Origin of the sequence: Dehalococcoides mccartyi 195 (genome assembly GCF_000011905.1) — a bacterium.
Lineage (GTDB): Bacteria > Chloroflexota > Dehalococcoidia > Dehalococcoidales > Dehalococcoidaceae > Dehalococcoides > Dehalococcoides mccartyi.
Genome location: NC_002936.3, coordinates 448,184 through 465,436, shown reverse-complemented (window position 1 = coordinate 465,436; position 17,253 = coordinate 448,184). Strand labels below are relative to the sequence as shown.

The window sequence follows — 17,253 nt, the reverse complement described above, 5'->3', positions numbered from 1 at the left end:
CTACCGACAGGAAGGTGTGCTTATGATAAAGACTGTGTTGCTGGCCTTCTTTGGGGCGATTATAGTTGAACTGGCCGTAATTGTGCTGGCTACCGTAATGGGGCTGGCCGGACTTACGTTCGTCATCATGGTACTATTCCTGCCGGTAGTACTTATTCTGGGCTCTGTTATCTTTATATTGAGCAAAATATTCAAAGGAGACAGCCAAAATAACAAGCCAAATTAAGTTCGGCACTGATGGTTGGCGGGGCATTATTGCCAAAGATTTTACCTTTGATAATGTCTCTGTCTGTGCCCAAGCTACTGCCGCATACCTGAAAAATACCAGCCCCCGCAACCTTTCACTGGTAATAGGGTATGATACCCGCTTTGCCTCAGCGGATTTTGCCCGTTCGGCTGCCGAAGTCATGGCAGCAAACGGCATAAAGGTTTATTTTTGTTCATGCCCCACCCCTACGCCGGTAATCAGCCACGGGGTGGTAAACCTGAAAGCGGCCGGGGCTGTAATAATTACCGCCAGCCACAACCCCGCCAGATGGAACGGTTTCAAGGTTAAATCCGCCGATGGAGCCAGTGCCCCCACCCAGATGATAACCGGTATTGAAGCAGAGATAGCCAAACTGGGTGATAAGCCGCCTGTGCTTAATCTGGATTTTGATACGGCAGTTTCCCGCGGTCTTATTGAACATGTAGACCTTGCTCCGGCTTACTTTGAAAAAATAGGCGGGCTGGTAGATATTGAAAAACTTAGGGATGCCGGCTTTAACATAGCCATAGACTCTATGCATGGTGCCGGTATAGGCTACTTCAAGCAACTGCTTGACGGCGGCTGCAACCGCTTAAATGAGATAAATGCCGAACCCAACCCCAATTTCCCCGGTATGCTTCAGCCTGAACCTATCACCCCTAATCTGGCTAAGCTGATGAGGCTGGTCAAGGATATCCGTTCAGATATAGGGCTGGCTACCGACGGGGATTCTGACCGTCTGGGTGTGGTAGATGAAATGGGCAACTTTCTTAACCAGCTGCAGGTCTTTTCCCTGCTGGCACTTTATATGCTGGAAGTAAAAGGGCTGCGCGGGCCGCTGGTAAAAACTATTACCAACTCCAGTATGATAGATAAACTGGGTGAGCTTTATAATGTGCCGGTATTTGAAACCAAAGTCGGCTTCAAGTATGTCTCCCCGGTTATGCTTGAGCAAAATGCCCTTATCGGCGGTGAGGAAAGCGGAGGTTACGCTTTTACCGGGCATGTACCTGAGCGTGATGCCATACTGGCGGGGGCGTATTTTCTGGATTTTATGATTACCACTGGCAAATCACCCGCCGAGATGCTGGAATATTTATATTCCAAGGTTGGGCCTCACTATTACAACCGGGTTGACTATACCTTTGCCGAAGCCCGCCGGGAAGAAATAATAAAACACCTGACGGACCAAAAACCGGCTAGTCTGGGTGAAACCAAAGTAGTTTCTACAGACAAGCTGGATGGCTTCCGCTATAAACTGGAAGACGGCAGCTGGCTGCTTATCCGCTTTTCGGGCACTGAACCGCTCTTACGGGTATATGCCGAAAGCCCCAGCCAGGCTAAAACCGCCGCTTTGCTGGAAGACGGCCGCCAACTTTCCGGTATTTAAAATATTGTCTTGGGGATATACCTGATGGATATTAGAAACCTTGATGACTTAAATATTTATACAAAACTTGACCCCAACCATATGCTGGATGAACTTCGGCGTATGCCCTCACTCTGCAAACAGGCCTGGGAGACTGCCGAAGCCCTAAACCTGCCTGAAGATTACCGGGCTGTCAAACAGGTGGTAATACTGGGTATGGGCACTTCCGGAGTGGCTGCCCAACTGGCTGAGCGGATAGTGCGGGATGAATGTAAAATACCTATCTACCTCCATCAGGATTATCTGCTGCCGGCATATGTATCGGCTGATACACTGGTTATTGCTTCCAGCAGTTCCGGCTCAACCGAAGAAGTAGTATCCTGTTTTAATCAGGCAGCCAGCCGCCAGGCCAAGCTGCTGGTCTTAACCACCGGCGGCGAACTGAAAGAAATGGCGGCCGGACATAATATACCGGGACTGGTTTATGACTATACTTACCGCCCAAGCACCGCTATTGCCTATGGGGTGCTGCCTGTTTTAAGCATCCTGCACAAACTGGGCTTTATACCCAACAAATCTGCCGAAGTAAGCGAAAGCCTGATAGTCCTTTCTCAGATTGCAGAAAGGCTGTCAGAAAAATACCAGACCAGCAACAACCCCGCGAAACAGCTGGCTGATAAACTGGAAGGCCGGGCAGTCATGGCATTCGGCTCAGGAGTAACTTTCCCGGCTGCCCGCCGTTTTAAAACCCAGCTGAATGAAAATGCCAAATGTTTTGCTTTTGCCGAAGAAATACCTGAAATGAACCACAACTCGGTAGTCGGATACCAGCTGCCCCAAAATTCCGGCCGATACTGGGCAGCGGTTATGTTTAAAACCACCTTTCTATCTAAACGTATCCACCAGCGCATGAAAATTACCACCGATATTCTCCACCAGGCTAAAATACCTGTTTTCAGCATTGACGGTTACGGCTTCAGCCCCTTATGCCAGGCCCTCAGCTTAATCCTCCAGGGAGACTTTGTAAGCCTGTATCTGGCTTTTCTGAATGGAGTAGACCCCTACCCGATAGATGCGGTAGACTACTTTAAACAGGAGTTGGCCGAAAGTTAGTTTTCTCTGGCATTTTAAAGCACGAGCCAAGTGCCAGACCACCCCTCTAAAGGCACAGGGCGGCTATGCAGATGTTTTGCTGCCACCGCAGCACCATATCCTTATATTACCGCCCGGTCAGGCGTGTGATGTGCTTAAAGGTTTTTACTAAACCCGATTAACTGCCCGGAAATAAGGCACTGAGCCCAAAGTTACTTGGCTGAAATGGCGTGAACACCAGACGGATTCAAATACTGCCCTATCCTCTAAAACCCAAATCAAAGCGGCAGTGTGTTATAATATCTAGACTAATTTCACGGAGTAATTCATGAAAACCAGCCTTTTTTACCTTGGTTTGGGAGTAGTGATGATAGGTATAGGTATCTTTACTTATCTGCAGCCGGCCAGCATTGATAGTCTGGCATTTTCCCAGACTGTTTTGGGTATTCTGTCTATGGCTATTGGCCTGTTGACAATAATTATCGGGGCAGTGCGTTATTTCAGGGACGAACGCGGACACTAAAACTATACTTTTTTAAACAATAAAAAGGCCGGAACCTTGAAGTTCCGGCCTTTGGCTTTTGTATATAGGATAATGTCTTAACGTTTAGTGTACTGGGGAGCTTTGCGGGCACGTTTCAAACCGGGCTTCTTGCGCTCTTTAGTCCGGTCATCACGGGTAAGAAGACCGTTGCTCTTAAGAGTAGCGCGCAACTTATCGTCAGACTTTTCAAGAGCACGGGCAATGCCGTGAGCAATAGCCCCGCTCTGACCGGCAACACCACCACCCAGAACTTTTATAACAGCGTTATACTTGCCCATAGTATCAGTGACCATCATGGGATTCAAAATAACGTTGCGTTCCTGCACACGGGTAAAGCGTTCTTCAATGGGCTTGCCATCAATTACGATAACGCCGTTGCCGCTGGTAAGTTTGACAGTGGCAACTGCGGTCTTACGCCGACCAACACCGATAAAATATGTATTCTTCTCTACCATTATTATCTCCCGTTAAGACTCCTTGCTTACTTCGCCGGTCTGAGAGGCATGAGGATGTTCCTCACCTTCGTAGACCTTTAATTTAGCCAAAATCTGGGCACCTAAAGTATTGCGGGGAATCATGCCCTTTACAGCATGTTCAATTACAAATAAAGGCTTAGTTTTCAGAAGGTCACCCAGTTTTTCCTGACGGAAACCGCCGGGGAAACCGGAATGACGATAGTAAATCTTCTGGTCCAGCTTGTTGCCGGTAACTGTCACTTTCTTTGCATTTATAATAACCACATAATCACCGCAGTCCAGATTGCGGCAGAACATGGGTTTGTGCTTGCCCATAAGGTATTTAGCGGCTTCGGCAGCCACCTCACCCAGCACACGGCCGGAAGCGTCTATCACGTGCCAATCCCGTTTTATGTCACTAGCTTTAACTGTGTACGTATTCATCTTAACTCCCAAAAGGTTCTCTATAGTTTACCCGAACGAGGCTCAGTCCACAAGCCGGCGCTGCCGGCCCCGCCAGTCCGGGGGTTTTAGCCTCAAATAATGCCTCAAACTCACTCATGCTCATAGTCCCGCGTCCTAACTCCACCAGTGTCCCGATAGTATTCCGTACCTGGTGGGTAAGAAAGGAATTGGCCTCTATATTGAATATCAGCCTATCCTCCCTAATACCTAACCGGGTCCAGTTAACCCGGCGGACAGTTTTCTTTATCTCCGGCCCCAGACTGGAGGCAAAAGCGATAAAGTCATGCTCCCCTTCAAGCATCTTAAAAGCCTGTTCCATTAGCTTTATATCTAGCTTGTAAGGCACCTGCCAAGCCTGAAGCCTGGCAAGCGGCGAGCGAGTTTTACTATTTAATATTTGGTAAGAGTACTCCCGGCTGATAGCCCGGCGTCTCACATCAAAGCTTTCAGCTACGAAGTGGACTTCTTTTACGGCTATGTCCGGCGGCAGGTAAAAATTTAACCCGCCCTTTATCTTGTCCAATCCCAGTGAAGATTCCGAGAGGTAGCTGACTACCTGGTAAGCCGCGTGTACCCCGGCATCAGTTCTTCCGGAACCGCTCACTCTGGTCTGTTCACTTGTTAATTTCCGGATAGCTGTTTCCAGCTCTCCCTGTATAGTGGCCCCTTTATCCTGAACCTGAAAGCCTGAATACCGGGTACCCTCGTATTCAATTACCAATAACACTCTGGGTGAGATAATACCCCTCCCAAAAGTTACTTGACAAGTTCCAGCTTAACCATCTCCGCACCGTCACCCTGACGGGGACCCAGCTTGGTCATTCGGGTATAACCACCGGGACGCTCGGCATACCGCTTTGACAGGTCTTCAAAAACCTTATCTACAATACCGGGTATGTATACAAAAGCCAAAGCACGGCGGCGGGAAGCCAAAGTACCCTTTTTGCCCAGAGTAATCATCTTTTCGGCCATGCTCCGTATTTCCTTTGCCCGGGGCTCGGAGATAGTAATCTCCTCATAATTTAAAAGATCCGTTACCAGATTGCGGTAAAGTGACATCCTCTGGCCAGTGGGTCTATCAAATTTTCTACCTGATACGTTGTGTCTCATATTTCCTCACCTTATGTGCAAGTACAAGTTTTAGGCTTCGTCCATGCCCTTGTTTTTCTTCTTGCTGTTTTCAGCATCCTCAAACAACTCTTCTTCGGGGTTCAACGACAGACCGATAGTCTTAAGCCTGTCTTCAAGCTCGGTCAGAGATTTAAGACCAAAATTCCGCAGAGTCAGCAGCTCTTTGGTACCCCTGTTTATAACTTCACCCACCGTTGTTATACCGGCATGCCGCAAACAATTGACAGCCCTGACGGACAAATCCAGCTGCTCAATGGGCATATTATATTTTTCTTCGGGTATAGCATATTTAACCGGTTCGCTGGCCTCTACTTCAGCCACTACCTTGTTATGGCTGACCAGAGCCGCAAACTGTTTAACCAGAATATCCGCTGAGCGGCTGACGGCAGTAGCCGGTTCTATAGTTCCATCAGTCCAGACCTCAAGCACCAAACGCTCAAGGCTGGTTTCACGGCCTACGTGCATAGGCTCAGTGGTAAAGTTCACCTTGCGGATGGGAGTGAAAATGGCATCTACCGGAATAGTGCCTATAGGCGTATTCTCGGTGCTCTCAGGAGCCCGATAGCCCCGGCCAAGTTCCACCTCAAGTTCCACATTCAAAACTGCATCATCTGAATCAAGGGTAAGCAGGTACAGCTCCGGGTTTACTACCTCAAAATCATTTGAGGGTTCAATATCAGCTGCTGTAACTACCTTTGCACCTGAAGCCTTCAGGTATAAAATACCCTCAAGCCCGGACAGGCTTTCCACCCTTATATTTTTAAGGTTCAGCAAAAAATCCAGTGTATCTTCCTTGGCTTTCGGCAGAGCGCTAAACTCATGCTGAATGCCGTCTATCCTGACGCGGGTAATGGCAACCCCGTCCAGATAGCTAAGAAGTATACGGCGAAGTGAATTACCCATAGTAGTCCCGAAACCTTTTTCCAAAGGTTCTACCACAAAGCGCCCGTATTTACCGTCGCTTTCGGTGCAACTAATTGTGGGTATAGCTAGATCAGACACGAAATACCTCCTTATACTAGTTACCTGGAGTAGTACTCAACTACGGTCTGAGCATCGAATCTAGCGTCTATATCACCGGCAGCGGGCAGACTAATAACCTTGCCGGAAAGGGTTTTTCGATCCAAGCTTAACCAACCAGGAATTGCCTTGGCTTCAATATTTTCAGCTAAAGTCTTGAAATATGCAGTAGCTTTACTGGTTTCGCGGACAGTTATTTCCTGACCCTCTTTAACCAGATAGGACGGGATATCGGTTTTCTGACCGTTTACCAGTATATGTCCGTGCATAACAATCTGTCTGGCCTGAGCCCGCGAAGTGCCGAAACCCAAGCGGAATAAAACGTTATCCAGACGGCGTTCCAAAAGAATCATCATGTTGTCACCGGTAACACCGGGCTGAGCAGTAGCCAAGCCAAAGAAACGGCGGAACTGACGTTCAGTCATACCATAACTCCAGCGGATACTCTGCTTATGCCGCAGCTGCTGACCACGGTCAGACAAACGGCGGGGTCTGCCCAGCTGCGGGCCGGGTGCTTTGGGGCGTTTTTCAAACACACACTTGGTAACACATTTATCGCCCTTTAAAAATAGCTTATCGCCGCTACGGCGGCACATTCTGCAAACTGCACCTGTTTCTCTAGACATATTCTACCTCTATACCCTCCTTCTCTTGGGAGGACGGCAACCATTATGCGGAATGGGAGTTACGTCCCTGATTGCGGTCACATTGATACCTGACGCCTGAAGAGAGCGGATAGCAGCTTCACGGCCACTGCCCGGCCCCTTTACCAATACCTCCACCTGCCTGAGGCCGCTTTCAGCAGCCTTGCGGGCGGCAGCCTGAGCAGCCATCTGGGCGGCATAGGGAGTACCTTTGCGTGAGCCCTTGAAACCGGCAGTACCGCAGCTGGCCCAGGCAATTACATTGCCCTGCAGGTCAGTCAGAGTTACGATAGTATTATTAAAGGTAGCCTGTACGAAGGCTTTACCTACAGGTATAACTTTCTTCTCTTTTTTCTTGGCACCGGCACGTTTTTTAACTGCCATTATATCCTCCTACGCTACTTAGCGTTTATTTCTTAGTTGCACCGCGTTTTTGTCCACGCCCGGCCACAGTCTTGCGCGGGCCACGACGAGTACGCGCGTTAGTTTTAGTGCGCTGGCCACGTACCGGCAAATTGTGCTTATGGCGATTACCACGGTAACAGCCAATATCAATAAGCCTCTTGATATTGAGGGCGATTTCTTTGCGAAGATCCCCTTCTACCCGATACTCTTTATCAATAATTTCCCTAAGGCGGTTGATTTCCTCATCGGTCAGTTTATTGACCCGAATCGCTTTATCCACACCCGCCTGAACAAGTACTTTCTCACTGCGAGCAGGGCCTATGCCGAATATATACTGCAAAGAGAAATAAACCTGCTTGTTATCGGGTATATCTGTACCCGCTATGCGAACCATAATGCCTCCTTAACCCTGCCTCTGTTTATGTTTGGGGTTGGTGCAAATATTTCTAACCACCCCGTTACGTTTCACTATTTTGCACTTTTCGCACATTGTCTTTACCGAAGCTCTAACCTTCATTTGCTGTTCTCCTGTATCCTTCCCAAACCTATGACTTGAATCGGTATGTAACCCGGCCGCGGGTCAAGTCATAGGGAGATAACTCCACCAGTACTCTGTCTCCGGGCAAAATCCTTATGTAATGTACCCGCATCTTGCCCGAAATATGCGCCAGGACTTCATGCCCGTTTGAAAGCTGAACACGAAAAGCGGCACTGGGCAAAGCCTCCAGCACTGTCGCTTCAACTTCTATTGCATCTTTTTTAGGCATAAATCCCCGCTATCCTTCTATCACGGTGAGTATTTCCGGCTCACCATCGGTAATGGCAACTGTATGTTCAAAATGAGCCGACAAACTGCCATCCGCAGTATACACTGTCCAGCAGTCAGGGGCTACTCTTGTCTTTTCAGTGCCCAGATTTAACATTGGCTCTATAGCCAGTGTCATACCCTTTTTTAATTCCGGGCCTTTACCCCGGCGGCCAAAGTTCGGTATCTGGGGGTCTTCGTGCATATCCCGGCCTATACCGTGTCCGGTATAATCCCTGACTACCCCATACCCTCTGCTTTGGGCATATTCCTCAACTACCGCACCTATGTCACCCAGATGCCCGCCTGCCCTGGCTTGAGCAATCCCGGCCACCAGTGAGGCCTGAGTAGCAGATAAAAGCCGCGTGGCCGCGGGAGATATTTCACCCACCCCCACTGTCACAGCCATATCCGCCTGGAATCCTTCTAATATATTGCCTATATCCAGCGATATTATGTCGCCTTCTTTTAATACCCGGCCACCGGGTATGCCGTGAACAATCTCTTCGTTTACAGACGCACAAAGACTGGCCGGGAAGCCCTGGTAACCTTTGAACGAAGGAGTTGTCCCCCTGCGCCGCAGTTCCCTCTCGGCTATCTCGTCCAGCTCCCGGGTAGTTACCCCCGGTCTGACATTCTTCTTAACTTCTTCTAAAGCAGCTGCCAGTATATGACCGGCCCGCCGCATTATAGCAATCTCTTTTTCGGTTTTCAGTATTATGGTCATAAACCGGTTATTTACCGCACTTTATAGCTGATACAATCCGCTTGGTCACCTCTGTTATCTCAGCCATACCATCAATCTCACTCAGCTTGCCCTTTGAGCGATAGTACTCAATAAGCGGTGCCGTTTTGCTAAAATACACCTTGAGCCTTTCCTTTACGGTTTCGGGTGTGTCATCAGGGCGCTGATACAGCTCACCCTGACAGCGGCTGCACTTCCCCTCGGCTACCTCAGCACAGCCACACTGATAAGGTGACTGACAGCTCCGGCAAACCCAGCGTCCGCTTAAGCGCCGGACCAGCTCATCTTCCGGCACATTTATATATATTACTCTGCCGATTCCCTCTCCCTGCTTTACCAGCGCCTCATCCAGCGCCTCGGCCTGACGCAGGCTCCGGGGGAATCCGTCCAGAATAATCCCGCTAACATCTTTCAAGCCAGCAAGGTGCTTAAGGACTACACTAATGGTAATCTCATCCGGCACCAGCTCGCCCCGTTCCATATAGGACTTAACCGTATCACCCAGCTCATCACCGCGCTCTATAGCCTTACGAAATAAATCACCGGTGGCCATATGCGCCAGCCTAAGCTCTTTAGCGACTACTTCACCTTGTGTGCCTTTACCCGAACCCGGGGCGCCAAGGAAAATAACATTATACACTATTCTTGCCTACTTAATAAAGCCCTCGTAACGCCGCATTACAAGCTGCGCCTCGAGCTGTTTCATAGTATCCAGAGCTACACCGACCACAATCAGCATACCGAAGCTGGATAGCTGAATAACCTGTATGCCGGTAACCTCACGGGCAATGAAAGGCATAATAGCTACAAACCCCAGGAATAACGCACCAGCCCAGGTAATCCGGCCGATAACGCCGCTTAAGTACTGGTCAGTCATCTTGCCGGGACGAATGCCGGGTACAAAACCGCCCTGCCTCTGAAGAGTGCCGGGTATATCCTGCTGTTCAAAGGTCACCATAGTATAGAAGAAGGCAAAGATTATAGTCATAAAGAAGTAAAGACCCCAGTATACCAACCCTCCAGGCATGGAGGCGCTGGAACTGAAGATATTATAAATAGTATTCCAGAAGTTAGGGTCTTCAGTTGAGCCTGCCATGAAATAACTGGCCACCAGACCGGGCAGCATCACCAGAGCAGACGCAAAGATAAGGGGTATCATACCGGCAGAGTTAACCCGCAGGGGTATATGGCTCTCACCGCCGCGGCGGTACATCTTGCCGCTGCGGATAACAGTCTGGGCATACTGAACAGGTATCCTGCGGTGTGCCTCAGTAAAGATAACTATTAGAACTGTGGTCAGAAGAGCCATAATAGCATATACAGCCAAACCGGCAAACTGGTCAGAGGCCATCAGGCCACGCCCAATCGTATCCGGCAGACCGGCTACGATACCGGCAAATATAATCAGCGAAATACCGTTGCCAATACCATAATTGGTAATCTGTTCACCCAGCCAGACCATAAACATTGTGCCGGCCACAATGGACAAAACTATGGCAACTGCCGCCAAAGGTTCAGTCTGAGCTACCGCCCCTTCTCTTTGCAGAAGAAGCAACTGGCTGTAACCGGCTAAGGCCGCTGTCGGCACTGCCAGCCAGTGAGTAATAGTATTGATTTTATTGCGCCCGGCTTCCCCCTCTTTTGAAAGGGCGGTAAGCTTGGGGATAACGGGCGTAAGCAAAGTCATGATGATGGATGCGGTAATGTAGGGATAAACACCCAGAGCCGCCACGCTGAAGTACCGCATAGCACCGCCGGAAAACAAATCCAGCATACCCAAAGCTCCGTTCTGGTCGAACAAATCCTGCAGGGCAGCTGAATCAACACCAGGAAGCGGCACATGAGCAATAAAACGTGCCGCAACCAATATTCCCAAAGTAATAAGTAACCGACGCCTTAAATCAGGCAAGCTGAAAGCGTCAATCATCGCCTGCAAGAGGCGTGGTCTACTCGATTTCTGCCGCATAATCTATTTCCTGTACCTTACCGCCAGCAGCTTCAATCTGAGCTTTGGCTGCCTGCGAAAATTTATGGGCGCTTACTTCCAGAGCCCGGTCAATATGCCCGGCTGCAAGTATTTTTACCGGCTTTACAAAATTCCTTATTAAGCCTGCCGCCAGCATGGTCTCAGGAGTGACCTCGGTGCCAGCTTCAAATATGTTCAGTTGTTCAATATTTACTACAGTGTATTCAATCCGGAAAGGATTAAAGAAACCGCGTTTCCGGGGAAGACGCAGATATATGGGCAACTGGCCGCCTTCAAAACCGGGGCGGGTCGCTCCGCCTGAACGGGCTTTTTGCCCTTTCATTCCGCGTCCCGAATAGTTACCCCTTCCGGCGTCACCGCGGCCTACCCGCTTGCGGTCTTTTTTAGAACCGGGGGCTGGAGAAAGTTCATTCAATCTCACTTAGGTCACCTCTTCCAGAACAACAAGATGCCTTACCTTGAGTATCATGCCGCGTATAGCAGCAGAATCATCCTGTATAACACTCTGATTTAATTTTTTAAAACCAAGCGCCTTGATAGTGGCCGCCTGATCAAATTTATAACCGATAGCACTTTTTACCCAGGTAATCTTAATCTTAGCCACCAGCAGCCTCCTCTTTCAAAGAAGAGCGCCGTTTGGTAACCGTAGTTTTGGGATCCCGCATGGCAGTCAGCCCGCCCAGAGTAGCCTTGGCAACATTGGCCTTGTTACTGCAACCCATAGACTTGGTCAGAATATCCTTAATGCCGGTGGATTCCAATACTGCCCTGACACTGCCGCCGGCAATGATACCGGTACCGGGAGCAGCCGGCTTCAGCAAAACCTGAGCGGCGCCGTATTTAAAAACTATTTCGTGGGGGACGGTAGTCCCGTTTAGAAGTATACGGGAAAGATTGCGCTTGGCATTGGCACTGGCTTTGGATATAGCCGAAGGAACTTCCTTGGCCTTGCCTACGCCGATACCTACATGATTTTTACCGTCTCCGGTTACCACCAGAGCCGCAAAACCCATGCGCTTACCGCCTTTAACCACCTTGGTCACGCGGTTAATAAATATAAGCTTGTCATTCAGTTCAAGCTCAGAAGGATCGATTCTTTCTACCTTAGCTAACACGTCTTTTCCATCCTCCTTAGAATTTCAGGCCGCCGGAGCGGGCAGCCTCAGCCAAAGCTTTAACCCGGCCATGATATTTGTAACCGCCGCGGTCAAAAACTACTTCTGAAATGCCGGCTTCAAGAGACCGTTTCGCAATCAAGTTGCCTATAACAACTGCCTGTTCGGTTTTAGTTTTACCGTCCAGCTCAGCCTTCAGCTCGGCATCCTTGGTGGAGGCCTGAACAAGGGTTGAACCACAGTTATCATTAATTACCTGAGTATAAATGTTTTCGATACTCCGGAAAACGCACAGTCTGGGGCGGGCTTCAGTGCCGCTTACCTTTTTGCGTAACCGTTCGTGCCGTACAATTCGCGCTTCTCTGGCATTTACTTTAGCCATTACTTAGCACCCTTTCCGATAGCCTTGCCGGGCTTGATGCGTACATATTCACCGGCATATCTGATACCCTTGCCCATATAATGGTCAGGCTTTCTGATAGACCTGATTTCAGCAGCCATCTGGCTCACTTCTTCTTTATTTATACCGGATACCTTGACTTTGGTGGTACCGTCTACACTCAAAGTGATGCCCGCCGGAGGGGCTACCGTAACAGTGTGCGAATAACCTACTTTAAAGATGATATTGTTGCCATCTTTGTCAGCACGCATACCCACGCCCACTATTTCAAGGTTCTTGTCAAAGCCGTCTTTGACACCCACAATCATATTATCCAAAAGGGTACGGCTAAGGCCGAAGAAAGACCTGGCGGCCTTGTCTGTACCTACCGGAGCGACAACCAGATAATCCCCGTCACGGGTAATGGTTACTTCCGGTCTGAAGGTCCTGTTAAGAGTGCCTTTAGGCCCTTTAACAGTTACATCATTCCCTTTTATGTCCACCGTTACGCCGGGTGGAACCTTTATCGGCATTTTACCTATTCTAGACATATCAAAACCTCTAGTTTACCAGACTTTGCAAAGCAGCTCGCCGCCGAGCCCCTGGCGCCAGGCCTGCGAACCGGTCATCACACCCTTTGAGGTGGAGACAATGGCAATACCCAAACCGCCGTAAACACGGGGTATTTCGCCCCGCTGTACGTAAACCCGAAGACCGGGTTTGCTGATTCTTTCCAGCCCGCTGACAAAGGAAGCACCACCTTCGTCATAACGGAGGACTATTTTCAGCTGACGTTTGGGCTTAGCGCCAATTACTTCATAACCGGCAATAAAGCCTTCCTGTTTCATGACCTTGGCAAGGTATTGTTTCATCCGGGAAGCCGGCATGATTACTACCTCGTGTTTGGCCATTACGCCATTCCGTATTCTTGTTAACATATCTGCAATCGGATCAGAGATCATCGTAAACCCCCGTTATTAAACCTCAATTATACCCTACCAACTGGACTTTCGGACACCGGGTATCTGCCCCTGTAATGCCAGCTCGCGGAAACAGATGCGGCATAAACCAAACCTGTTAATATAGCCCCGGGGACGACCACACCGGCTACAACGGTTATGGTGCTGCACCTTGAACTTGGATGCGCGCTGGGATTGAACAATTTTAGATGTTTTAGCCATAGTCTCCTCTAATCCTTACTGAAAGGCATGCCCAAGAGTTCCAGGAGCTTCTTGCCTTCTTCAGGTGTGTTGGCGGTAGTTACAATACAAACTTCAAGACCGCGCGGTTTCTCAATCTTGTTAAAGTCAATCTCAGGGAAAACCGAATGGTCTTTAAAACCTAAAGTATAGTTGCCGTGTTCGTCAAAAGCGGTATTTGAAACACCCTGAAAATCACGTACCCGGGGCAGCGTAATGAAGAAGAGTTTATTCAGGAAATCATACATTCTCTGTCCGCGCAGGGTGACCTTTAAACCGATGGGCATACCGGCTCTCAGCTTAAAGTTAGCCACAGAACGCTTGGCACGGGTGATTACCGGGTGCTGGCCGGCTATAGCTACAATGTCCGCTTCCGCAGTTTCCAGTGCCTTGGAGTTGGACACAGCCTCACCTACACCGGTGTTTATAACTACTTTGACCAGCTTGGGCACCTGCATAATATTTTCGTACTTGAAAGCCTTCTGAAGTTCAGGTACGGCGTTAGTGTAACGTTCCTCTACCTTAAGCATTAGTCAATTACCTCATTGCAGGATTTGCAGTAGCGTACACTTTTACCGTCCGCCAGTTCCCGGCTGCCGATGCGAGCCGGTTTGTTGCATTTACTGCAAAGCAACATCAAATTTGAAACATGCAAAGGAGCTTCACGTTCAATAATCCCGGCCTGTTTGGCCTGACCCCTGGCACGCGAATGCCTTTTTATCATGTTCACGCCTTCCACCAGCACCCTGTCGGTGCGGGGAAAGGCATAACGAACCTTACCGGTTTTACCCTTGTCTTTACCGGCAATTACCAGCACGTTATCGTTTTTCTTCAGTCTCATCTAAGTACCTCTACAATACCTCAGGCGCCAGCGACAAAATCTTGGTGAATTTTTTATCACGAAGCTCGCGGGCCACCGGGCCAAAAATACGGGTGCCTTTGGGCTCCATTTTGTCATTCAGAATAACAGCAGCGTTATCATCAAACTTTATATAAGAGCCATCCGGGCGGGCATAAGGCTTGGTAATGCGTACCACAACGGCCTTTACCACAGTGCCGGATTTAGCCTGGGCATCAGGGCTGGATTTTTTTACCGCAGCTACTATAACATCACCAACTTTGGCCTGCAGCTTGCGGCTGCCGCCCAAAACGTTGATGCACATTATTTTCTTAGCGCCGGTATTATCTGCTACGTTTAACCTGGTATACTGCTGAACCATCTCTTCTCTCCAGAACTATGCTTCCTAAGCCGCAACAATGTGGCCCTTGGTGATTATCCGGTTGAGCCGCCAGTATTTCCCCTTGGAGATGGGGCGGCATTTAACTATTTCAATCATATCACCAATTTTAGCTTCGTTTTTTTCATCATGAACCAGATATTTCATAGTCCGGCGATAAGTCTTTTTGTAAAGGGGATGGCGCTTGGCAACATCAATACCCACTACAATGGTTTTTTCCATCCTATCGCTGATCACATGACCGATTCGGGTTTTATTTTTTTCCATATCAGTCCTACCTTATCTGCAGTTCGCGCTCACGCATTACGGTTAGAATGCGGGCAATATCATTTTTTACCCTGGGAAGCTCTCGGTGATTCACTAACTGCCTGGTAGAAAGCTTCAGTCTAAGCTCAAAAAGTTCCTTGTGGGCATCTTCAAGCTTTTTCTTTATTTCAGTATCAGAAAGGCCGCGAATATCATTTATATTCATCTTATTCAGCCTCCGCTACTTCAGTTTCTTCTGCAGCCGCAGGTACATCCCGGGCTACAAACCGGGTCTTAACCGGCATTTTATAAGACGCAAGCCGCATAGCCTCTTTGGCAGCTTCGGGGGTTACCCCGCCGATTTCAAACATTATCCGGCCGCGCCTTACTACCGCTACCCATTCTTCCGGAGCACCTTTACCGCCACCCTGACGGGTTTCAGCCGGTTTCTTGGTAATGGGTTTATCAGGGAAAATCCGTATCCATACCTGCCCGCCGCGGCGGATATAACGGGTGATTGCCCGGCGTGTAGCCTCTATCTGGCGGGCGGTAATCCAGCCGGCCTCAAGAGACTGCAAAGCGAATTCACCAAAAGCAACTGTGTTGCCTTTATGGGCAGCCCCGTCACGACGCCCGCGCTGTACCTTTCTAAACTTAACACGCTTGGGTTGGAGCATATTATTCCTCTTCCTTGGTTATGTTCTCAGCCTTTTTGGCTGCGCGCTTCGGTTTTTCCTCAGCGGAAGCCTCAGCTTCGGCCTTTTTTGTAACCCTCTTGGGTTTGGCCACAGTATCAGCAACCTTGGCTTCGGCAACAGCGGCAGCAGGAGCATCAGCCATAACAGCAGCCATTTCCGTTACTTCGGGTTCAGATTGTTCTTTTGCTTCAGGCAGGATATCACCGCGGTATACCCATACCTTTATGCCTATATCTCCAAGGGCGGTGTGAGCCCTGGTGCAGCCGTAATCAATGTCAGCCCGAAGAGTATGCAAAGGAACACGCCCTTCGTGCATTACCTCACGCCGGGCAATTTCAACGCCGCCCAAACGTCCTGAGGCACATACTTTAATACCCTTGGCACCAGCCTGCATACTGCGGAAGATAGCCTGCTTCATGGCACGCCGGTAAGCAACACGGCGTTCAATCTGCTCTGCCACACTCCGGGCAACCAGGAAGGCGTCAAGCTCAGCCTGAGATATTTCAACAATATTCAGCTGTACCTTTTTGCCGATAAGCTCCTCAAGGAAATGGCGCATTTCATCAACACGCTGACCGCCCCGTCCGATAACAATACCCGGCCGGGCTGTCCGGACAGAAACAGTCACCTTGTTGGACTGGCGCTCAATATCTACCTGAGAGATAGCGGCATCTACATACTTCTTGGCAATAGCCTTGCGAAGCTTAAGGTCTTCGGTGAGGCATTCGGCAAAACCCTTATCACTGGCATGCCATTTGGCACTCCAGTCTTTAATAATGCCAAGTCTAAACCCGATTGGATGAACTTTGCGTCCCATTAACCCTCCTAGTCAGCCACGACAACAGTTATATGGCTGGAGCGCTTTAATATTGGCGAAACCCGGCCTCTGGCCTGAGGACGCATCCGCTTAAGCATTCGCGCTTCATCTGCATAAATCTGTGATATTTTTAAGTCAGCCGGATTCATCTGGAAATTATTTTCCGCATTAGCCGCGGCTGATTTTATAACCTTGGATACAACCTTGGCCGTAGGCGAGGTCATAAAGCGAAGCATGGTAATAGCTTCACTTACTTTCTTGCCGCGAACCATATCAACGCACAGCCTTACCTTGAGCGCTGAATATCCCGTGTCCTTTACTATTGCTTTTACTTCCATTTTATAACCTACCCTAACCGGTTAACTTCACTATTTTACCTGAGATACTTTTTCCGCTTTGGCATGACCGCGGAAATTTCTGGTGGTGGTAAACTCTCCCAGTCTGTGCCCGACCATGTTTTCGGTGATGTAGATGGGCACGTGACGCCTGCCGTCATGCACACCCACATTCAAACCAACCATCAGCGGGGTGATAGTAGACCAGCGAGCCCAAGTCTTGATGATGGATTTCTGGTTGGTAGCACTGGCTACCTCTACCTTTTTCATAAGTTTAGGGCAAAGAGCCGGCCCTTTTTTAACGGAACGTGACATTA

The 17,253-nt window shown here is 49.2% G+C and carries 33 protein-coding genes; 4 read left to right on the top strand and 29 right to left on the bottom strand.

Going from position 1 to position 17,253, the window contains the following annotated elements; genetic code table 11:
* The first annotated feature begins 22 nt into the window (after positions 1-22).
* From DET_RS02735 to DET_RS02715, 4 genes are all read left to right on the top strand, one after another.
* Positions 23-226, top strand: coding sequence for a hypothetical protein (locus DET_RS02735; RefSeq protein ID WP_010936288.1), 204 nt, complete (start codon positions 23-25; stop codon positions 224-226).
* Complete coding sequence (locus tag DET_RS02730; protein ID WP_041223336.1) at positions 222-1,637, top strand: phosphoglucomutase/phosphomannomutase family protein; 1,416 nt, start codon at positions 222-224, stop codon at positions 1,635-1,637. Before DET_RS02735 ends, DET_RS02730 begins: the two co-directional genes overlap by 5 nt.
* A gap of 24 nt (positions 1,638-1,661) precedes the next feature.
* Positions 1,662-2,729: a bifunctional phosphoglucose/phosphomannose isomerase gene (locus tag DET_RS02725; protein ID WP_010936286.1), complete on the top strand. Its 1,068-nt coding sequence runs from the start codon at positions 1,662-1,664 to the stop codon at positions 2,727-2,729.
* A 307-nt stretch (positions 2,730-3,036) separates the two neighbouring features.
* Complete coding sequence (locus DET_RS02715) at positions 3,037-3,231, top strand: hypothetical protein (RefSeq protein ID WP_010936284.1); 195 nt, start codon at positions 3,037-3,039, stop codon at positions 3,229-3,231.
* Between the two features lie 77 nt (positions 3,232-3,308).
* Here DET_RS02715 and rpsI read toward each other — a convergent pair whose 3' ends face one another.
* Genes rpsI through rpsS form a run of 29 tightly spaced genes read right to left on the bottom strand, consistent with a single transcriptional unit; the run spans position 3,309 to position 17,251 of the window.
* Positions 3,309-3,707 (bottom strand): 30S ribosomal protein S9, encoded by a 399-nt coding sequence (gene rpsI / locus DET_RS02710; RefSeq protein ID WP_010936283.1) that lies wholly within the window; start codon positions 3,705-3,707, stop codon positions 3,309-3,311.
* A gap of 12 nt (positions 3,708-3,719) precedes the next feature.
* A complete protein-coding gene (rplM, locus tag DET_RS02705; protein WP_010936282.1) occupies positions 3,720-4,151 on the bottom strand; it encodes a 50S ribosomal protein L13 in 432 nt (143 codons plus the stop codon).
* Between the two features lies 1 nt (position 4,152).
* Positions 4,153-4,899 carry a tRNA pseudouridine(38-40) synthase TruA gene (gene truA / locus DET_RS02700; RefSeq protein WP_010936281.1) on the bottom strand — a complete coding sequence of 249 codons (747 nt, stop codon included), beginning with the start codon at positions 4,897-4,899 and terminating at the stop codon, positions 4,153-4,155.
* 29 nt (positions 4,900-4,928) lie between these two features.
* Positions 4,929-5,282: a 50S ribosomal protein L17 gene (gene rplQ / locus DET_RS02695; RefSeq protein WP_010936280.1), complete on the bottom strand. Its 354-nt coding sequence runs from the start codon at positions 5,280-5,282 to the stop codon at positions 4,929-4,931.
* Between the two features lie 30 nt (positions 5,283-5,312).
* The gene (locus DET_RS02690) at positions 5,313-6,305 is read right to left on the bottom strand and encodes a DNA-directed RNA polymerase subunit alpha (protein WP_010936279.1); all 993 of its coding nucleotides are present in this window, start codon (positions 6,303-6,305) and stop codon (positions 5,313-5,315) included.
* A gap of 20 nt (positions 6,306-6,325) precedes the next feature.
* Positions 6,326-6,949 (bottom strand): 30S ribosomal protein S4, encoded by a 624-nt coding sequence (gene rpsD / locus DET_RS02685; RefSeq protein WP_010936278.1) that lies wholly within the window; start codon positions 6,947-6,949, stop codon positions 6,326-6,328.
* Positions 6,950-6,958: 9 nt separating this feature from the next.
* Positions 6,959-7,351, bottom strand: coding sequence for a 30S ribosomal protein S11 (gene rpsK / locus DET_RS02680; protein WP_010936277.1), 393 nt, complete (start codon positions 7,349-7,351; stop codon positions 6,959-6,961).
* Between the two features lie 25 nt (positions 7,352-7,376).
* Entirely contained in the window at positions 7,377-7,766 is a 390-nt protein-coding gene (gene rpsM / locus DET_RS02675) for a 30S ribosomal protein S13 (protein ID WP_010936276.1), read from the bottom strand.
* Between the two features lie 9 nt (positions 7,767-7,775).
* On the bottom strand, positions 7,776-7,889 hold the full coding sequence (rpmJ, locus tag DET_RS08525) for a 50S ribosomal protein L36 (protein WP_010936275.1): 114 nt from the start codon (positions 7,887-7,889) through the stop codon (positions 7,776-7,778).
* Positions 7,890-7,917: 28 nt separating this feature from the next.
* A complete protein-coding gene (gene infA, locus DET_RS02670; RefSeq protein WP_010936274.1) occupies positions 7,918-8,139 on the bottom strand; it encodes a translation initiation factor IF-1 in 222 nt (73 codons plus the stop codon).
* 9 nt (positions 8,140-8,148) lie between these two features.
* On the bottom strand, positions 8,149-8,904 hold the full coding sequence (gene map / locus DET_RS02665; protein ID WP_010936273.1) for a type I methionyl aminopeptidase: 756 nt from the start codon (positions 8,902-8,904) through the stop codon (positions 8,149-8,151).
* A gap of 7 nt (positions 8,905-8,911) precedes the next feature.
* Positions 8,912-9,562, bottom strand: a complete 651-nt coding sequence (locus DET_RS02660) for an adenylate kinase (protein ID WP_010936272.1) — start codon at positions 9,560-9,562, stop codon at positions 8,912-8,914.
* 9 nt (positions 9,563-9,571) lie between these two features.
* Positions 9,572-10,849, bottom strand: coding sequence for a preprotein translocase subunit SecY (gene secY, locus DET_RS02655; protein ID WP_202967956.1), 1,278 nt, complete (start codon positions 10,847-10,849; stop codon positions 9,572-9,574).
* Between the two features lie 19 nt (positions 10,850-10,868).
* Positions 10,869-11,330: a 50S ribosomal protein L15 gene (gene rplO, locus DET_RS02650; RefSeq protein WP_010936270.1), complete on the bottom strand. Its 462-nt coding sequence runs from the start codon at positions 11,328-11,330 to the stop codon at positions 10,869-10,871.
* On the bottom strand, positions 11,331-11,513 hold the full coding sequence (rpmD, locus tag DET_RS02645) for a 50S ribosomal protein L30 (protein ID WP_010936269.1): 183 nt from the start codon (positions 11,511-11,513) through the stop codon (positions 11,331-11,333).
* On the bottom strand, positions 11,506-12,024 hold the full coding sequence (rpsE, locus tag DET_RS02640) for a 30S ribosomal protein S5 (protein WP_010936268.1): 519 nt from the start codon (positions 12,022-12,024) through the stop codon (positions 11,506-11,508). Before rpsE ends, rpmD begins: the two co-directional genes overlap by 8 nt.
* Before the next feature lie 16 nt (positions 12,025-12,040).
* Positions 12,041-12,406 carry a 50S ribosomal protein L18 gene (gene rplR / locus DET_RS02635; protein WP_010936267.1) on the bottom strand — a complete coding sequence of 122 codons (366 nt, stop codon included), beginning with the start codon at positions 12,404-12,406 and terminating at the stop codon, positions 12,041-12,043.
* On the bottom strand, positions 12,406-12,954 hold the full coding sequence (gene rplF, locus DET_RS02630) for a 50S ribosomal protein L6 (RefSeq protein WP_010936266.1): 549 nt from the start codon (positions 12,952-12,954) through the stop codon (positions 12,406-12,408). Before rplF ends, rplR begins: the two co-directional genes overlap by 1 nt.
* Positions 12,955-12,969: 15 nt before the next feature.
* Positions 12,970-13,365 carry a 30S ribosomal protein S8 gene (rpsH, locus tag DET_RS02625; RefSeq protein ID WP_010936265.1) on the bottom strand — a complete coding sequence of 132 codons (396 nt, stop codon included), beginning with the start codon at positions 13,363-13,365 and terminating at the stop codon, positions 12,970-12,972.
* Positions 13,366-13,398: 33 nt separating this feature from the next.
* The gene (locus tag DET_RS08520; protein ID WP_010936264.1) at positions 13,399-13,584 is read right to left on the bottom strand and encodes a type Z 30S ribosomal protein S14; all 186 of its coding nucleotides are present in this window, start codon (positions 13,582-13,584) and stop codon (positions 13,399-13,401) included.
* Between the two features lie 8 nt (positions 13,585-13,592).
* Positions 13,593-14,132: a 50S ribosomal protein L5 gene (rplE, locus tag DET_RS02620; protein ID WP_010936263.1), complete on the bottom strand. Its 540-nt coding sequence runs from the start codon at positions 14,130-14,132 to the stop codon at positions 13,593-13,595.
* A complete protein-coding gene (rplX, locus tag DET_RS02615) occupies positions 14,132-14,443 on the bottom strand; it encodes a 50S ribosomal protein L24 (protein ID WP_010936262.1) in 312 nt (103 codons plus the stop codon). The genes rplE and rplX overlap by 1 nt, the downstream gene beginning before the upstream one ends.
* Before the next feature lie 10 nt (positions 14,444-14,453).
* Positions 14,454-14,822: a 50S ribosomal protein L14 gene (rplN, locus tag DET_RS02610; protein WP_010936261.1), complete on the bottom strand. Its 369-nt coding sequence runs from the start codon at positions 14,820-14,822 to the stop codon at positions 14,454-14,456.
* Between the two features lie 24 nt (positions 14,823-14,846).
* The gene (gene rpsQ / locus DET_RS02605; protein WP_010936260.1) at positions 14,847-15,107 is read right to left on the bottom strand and encodes a 30S ribosomal protein S17; all 261 of its coding nucleotides are present in this window, start codon (positions 15,105-15,107) and stop codon (positions 14,847-14,849) included.
* A gap of 7 nt (positions 15,108-15,114) precedes the next feature.
* Positions 15,115-15,312, bottom strand: a complete 198-nt coding sequence (gene rpmC / locus DET_RS02600) for a 50S ribosomal protein L29 (RefSeq protein WP_010936259.1) — start codon at positions 15,310-15,312, stop codon at positions 15,115-15,117.
* A gap of 1 nt (position 15,313) precedes the next feature.
* Positions 15,314-15,763, bottom strand: a complete 450-nt coding sequence (rplP, locus tag DET_RS02595) for a 50S ribosomal protein L16 (RefSeq protein WP_010936258.1) — start codon at positions 15,761-15,763, stop codon at positions 15,314-15,316.
* A gap of 1 nt (position 15,764) precedes the next feature.
* Entirely contained in the window at positions 15,765-16,601 is an 837-nt protein-coding gene (gene rpsC, locus DET_RS02590; protein ID WP_010936257.1) for a 30S ribosomal protein S3, read from the bottom strand.
* Between the two features lie 8 nt (positions 16,602-16,609).
* Complete coding sequence (gene rplV, locus DET_RS02585) at positions 16,610-16,939, bottom strand: 50S ribosomal protein L22 (RefSeq protein WP_010936256.1); 330 nt, start codon at positions 16,937-16,939, stop codon at positions 16,610-16,612.
* Between the two features lie 30 nt (positions 16,940-16,969).
* Positions 16,970-17,251, bottom strand: a complete 282-nt coding sequence (gene rpsS / locus DET_RS02580; protein ID WP_010936255.1) for a 30S ribosomal protein S19 — start codon at positions 17,249-17,251, stop codon at positions 16,970-16,972.
* Between the last annotated feature and the right edge of the window lie 2 nt (positions 17,252-17,253).

Coding starts and splice junctions, on each gene's coding strand:
- rpsD (WP_010936278.1), bottom strand. CDS start 6,949: ATGTCTAGAGAAACAGGTGCAGTTTGCAGAATGTGCCGCCGTAGCGGC.
- rpsI (WP_010936283.1), bottom strand. CDS start 3,707: ATGGTAGAGAAGAATACATATTTTATCGGTGTTGGTCGGCGTAAGACC.
- rplP (WP_010936258.1), bottom strand. CDS start 15,763: ATGCTCCAACCCAAGCGTGTTAAGTTTAGAAAGGTACAGCGCGGGCGT.
- rpsS (WP_010936255.1), bottom strand. CDS start 17,251: ATGTCACGTTCCGTTAAAAAAGGGCCGGCTCTTTGCCCTAAACTTATG.
- rplR (WP_010936267.1), bottom strand. CDS start 12,406: ATGGCTAAAGTAAATGCCAGAGAAGCGCGAATTGTACGGCACGAACGG.
- rplF (WP_010936266.1), bottom strand. CDS start 12,954: ATGTCTAGAATAGGTAAAATGCCGATAAAGGTTCCACCCGGCGTAACG.
- secY (WP_202967956.1), bottom strand. CDS start 10,849: ATGATTGACGCTTTCAGCTTGCCTGATTTAAGGCGTCGGTTACTTATT.
- rplV (WP_010936256.1), bottom strand. CDS start 16,939: ATGGAAGTAAAAGCAATAGTAAAGGACACGGGATATTCAGCGCTCAAG.
- rplX (WP_010936262.1), bottom strand. CDS start 14,443: ATGAGACTGAAGAAAAACGATAACGTGCTGGTAATTGCCGGTAAAGAC.
- rpsQ (WP_010936260.1), bottom strand. CDS start 15,107: ATGGAAAAAAATAAAACCCGAATCGGTCATGTGATCAGCGATAGGATG.
- infA (WP_010936274.1), bottom strand. CDS start 8,139: ATGCCTAAAAAAGATGCAATAGAAGTTGAAGCGACAGTGCTGGAGGCT.
- rpsK (WP_010936277.1), bottom strand. CDS start 7,351: ATGGCAGTTAAAAAACGTGCCGGTGCCAAGAAAAAAGAGAAGAAAGTT.
- rpsM (WP_010936276.1), bottom strand. CDS start 7,766: ATGGTTCGCATAGCGGGTACAGATATACCCGATAACAAGCAGGTTTAT.
- rpsC (WP_010936257.1), bottom strand. CDS start 16,601: ATGGGACGCAAAGTTCATCCAATCGGGTTTAGACTTGGCATTATTAAA.
- rpmJ (WP_010936275.1), bottom strand. CDS start 7,889: ATGAAGGTTAGAGCTTCGGTAAAGACAATGTGCGAAAAGTGCAAAATA.
- DET_RS02725 (WP_010936286.1), top strand. CDS start 1,662: ATGGATATTAGAAACCTTGATGACTTAAATATTTATACAAAACTTGAC.
- DET_RS02735 (WP_010936288.1), top strand. CDS start 23: ATGATAAAGACTGTGTTGCTGGCCTTCTTTGGGGCGATTATAGTTGAA.
- rplN (WP_010936261.1), bottom strand. CDS start 14,822: ATGGTTCAGCAGTATACCAGGTTAAACGTAGCAGATAATACCGGCGCT.
- rplM (WP_010936282.1), bottom strand. CDS start 4,151: ATGAATACGTACACAGTTAAAGCTAGTGACATAAAACGGGATTGGCAC.
- DET_RS02715 (WP_010936284.1), top strand. CDS start 3,037: ATGAAAACCAGCCTTTTTTACCTTGGTTTGGGAGTAGTGATGATAGGT.
- DET_RS08520 (WP_010936264.1), bottom strand. CDS start 13,584: ATGGCTAAAACATCTAAAATTGTTCAATCCCAGCGCGCATCCAAGTTC.
- rpmC (WP_010936259.1), bottom strand. CDS start 15,312: ATGAATATAAATGATATTCGCGGCCTTTCTGATACTGAAATAAAGAAA.
- rpsH (WP_010936265.1), bottom strand. CDS start 13,365: ATGATCTCTGATCCGATTGCAGATATGTTAACAAGAATACGGAATGGC.
- rplQ (WP_010936280.1), bottom strand. CDS start 5,282: ATGAGACACAACGTATCAGGTAGAAAATTTGATAGACCCACTGGCCAG.
- map (WP_010936273.1), bottom strand. CDS start 8,904: ATGACCATAATACTGAAAACCGAAAAAGAGATTGCTATAATGCGGCGG.
- rplE (WP_010936263.1), bottom strand. CDS start 14,132: ATGCTTAAGGTAGAGGAACGTTACACTAACGCCGTACCTGAACTTCAG.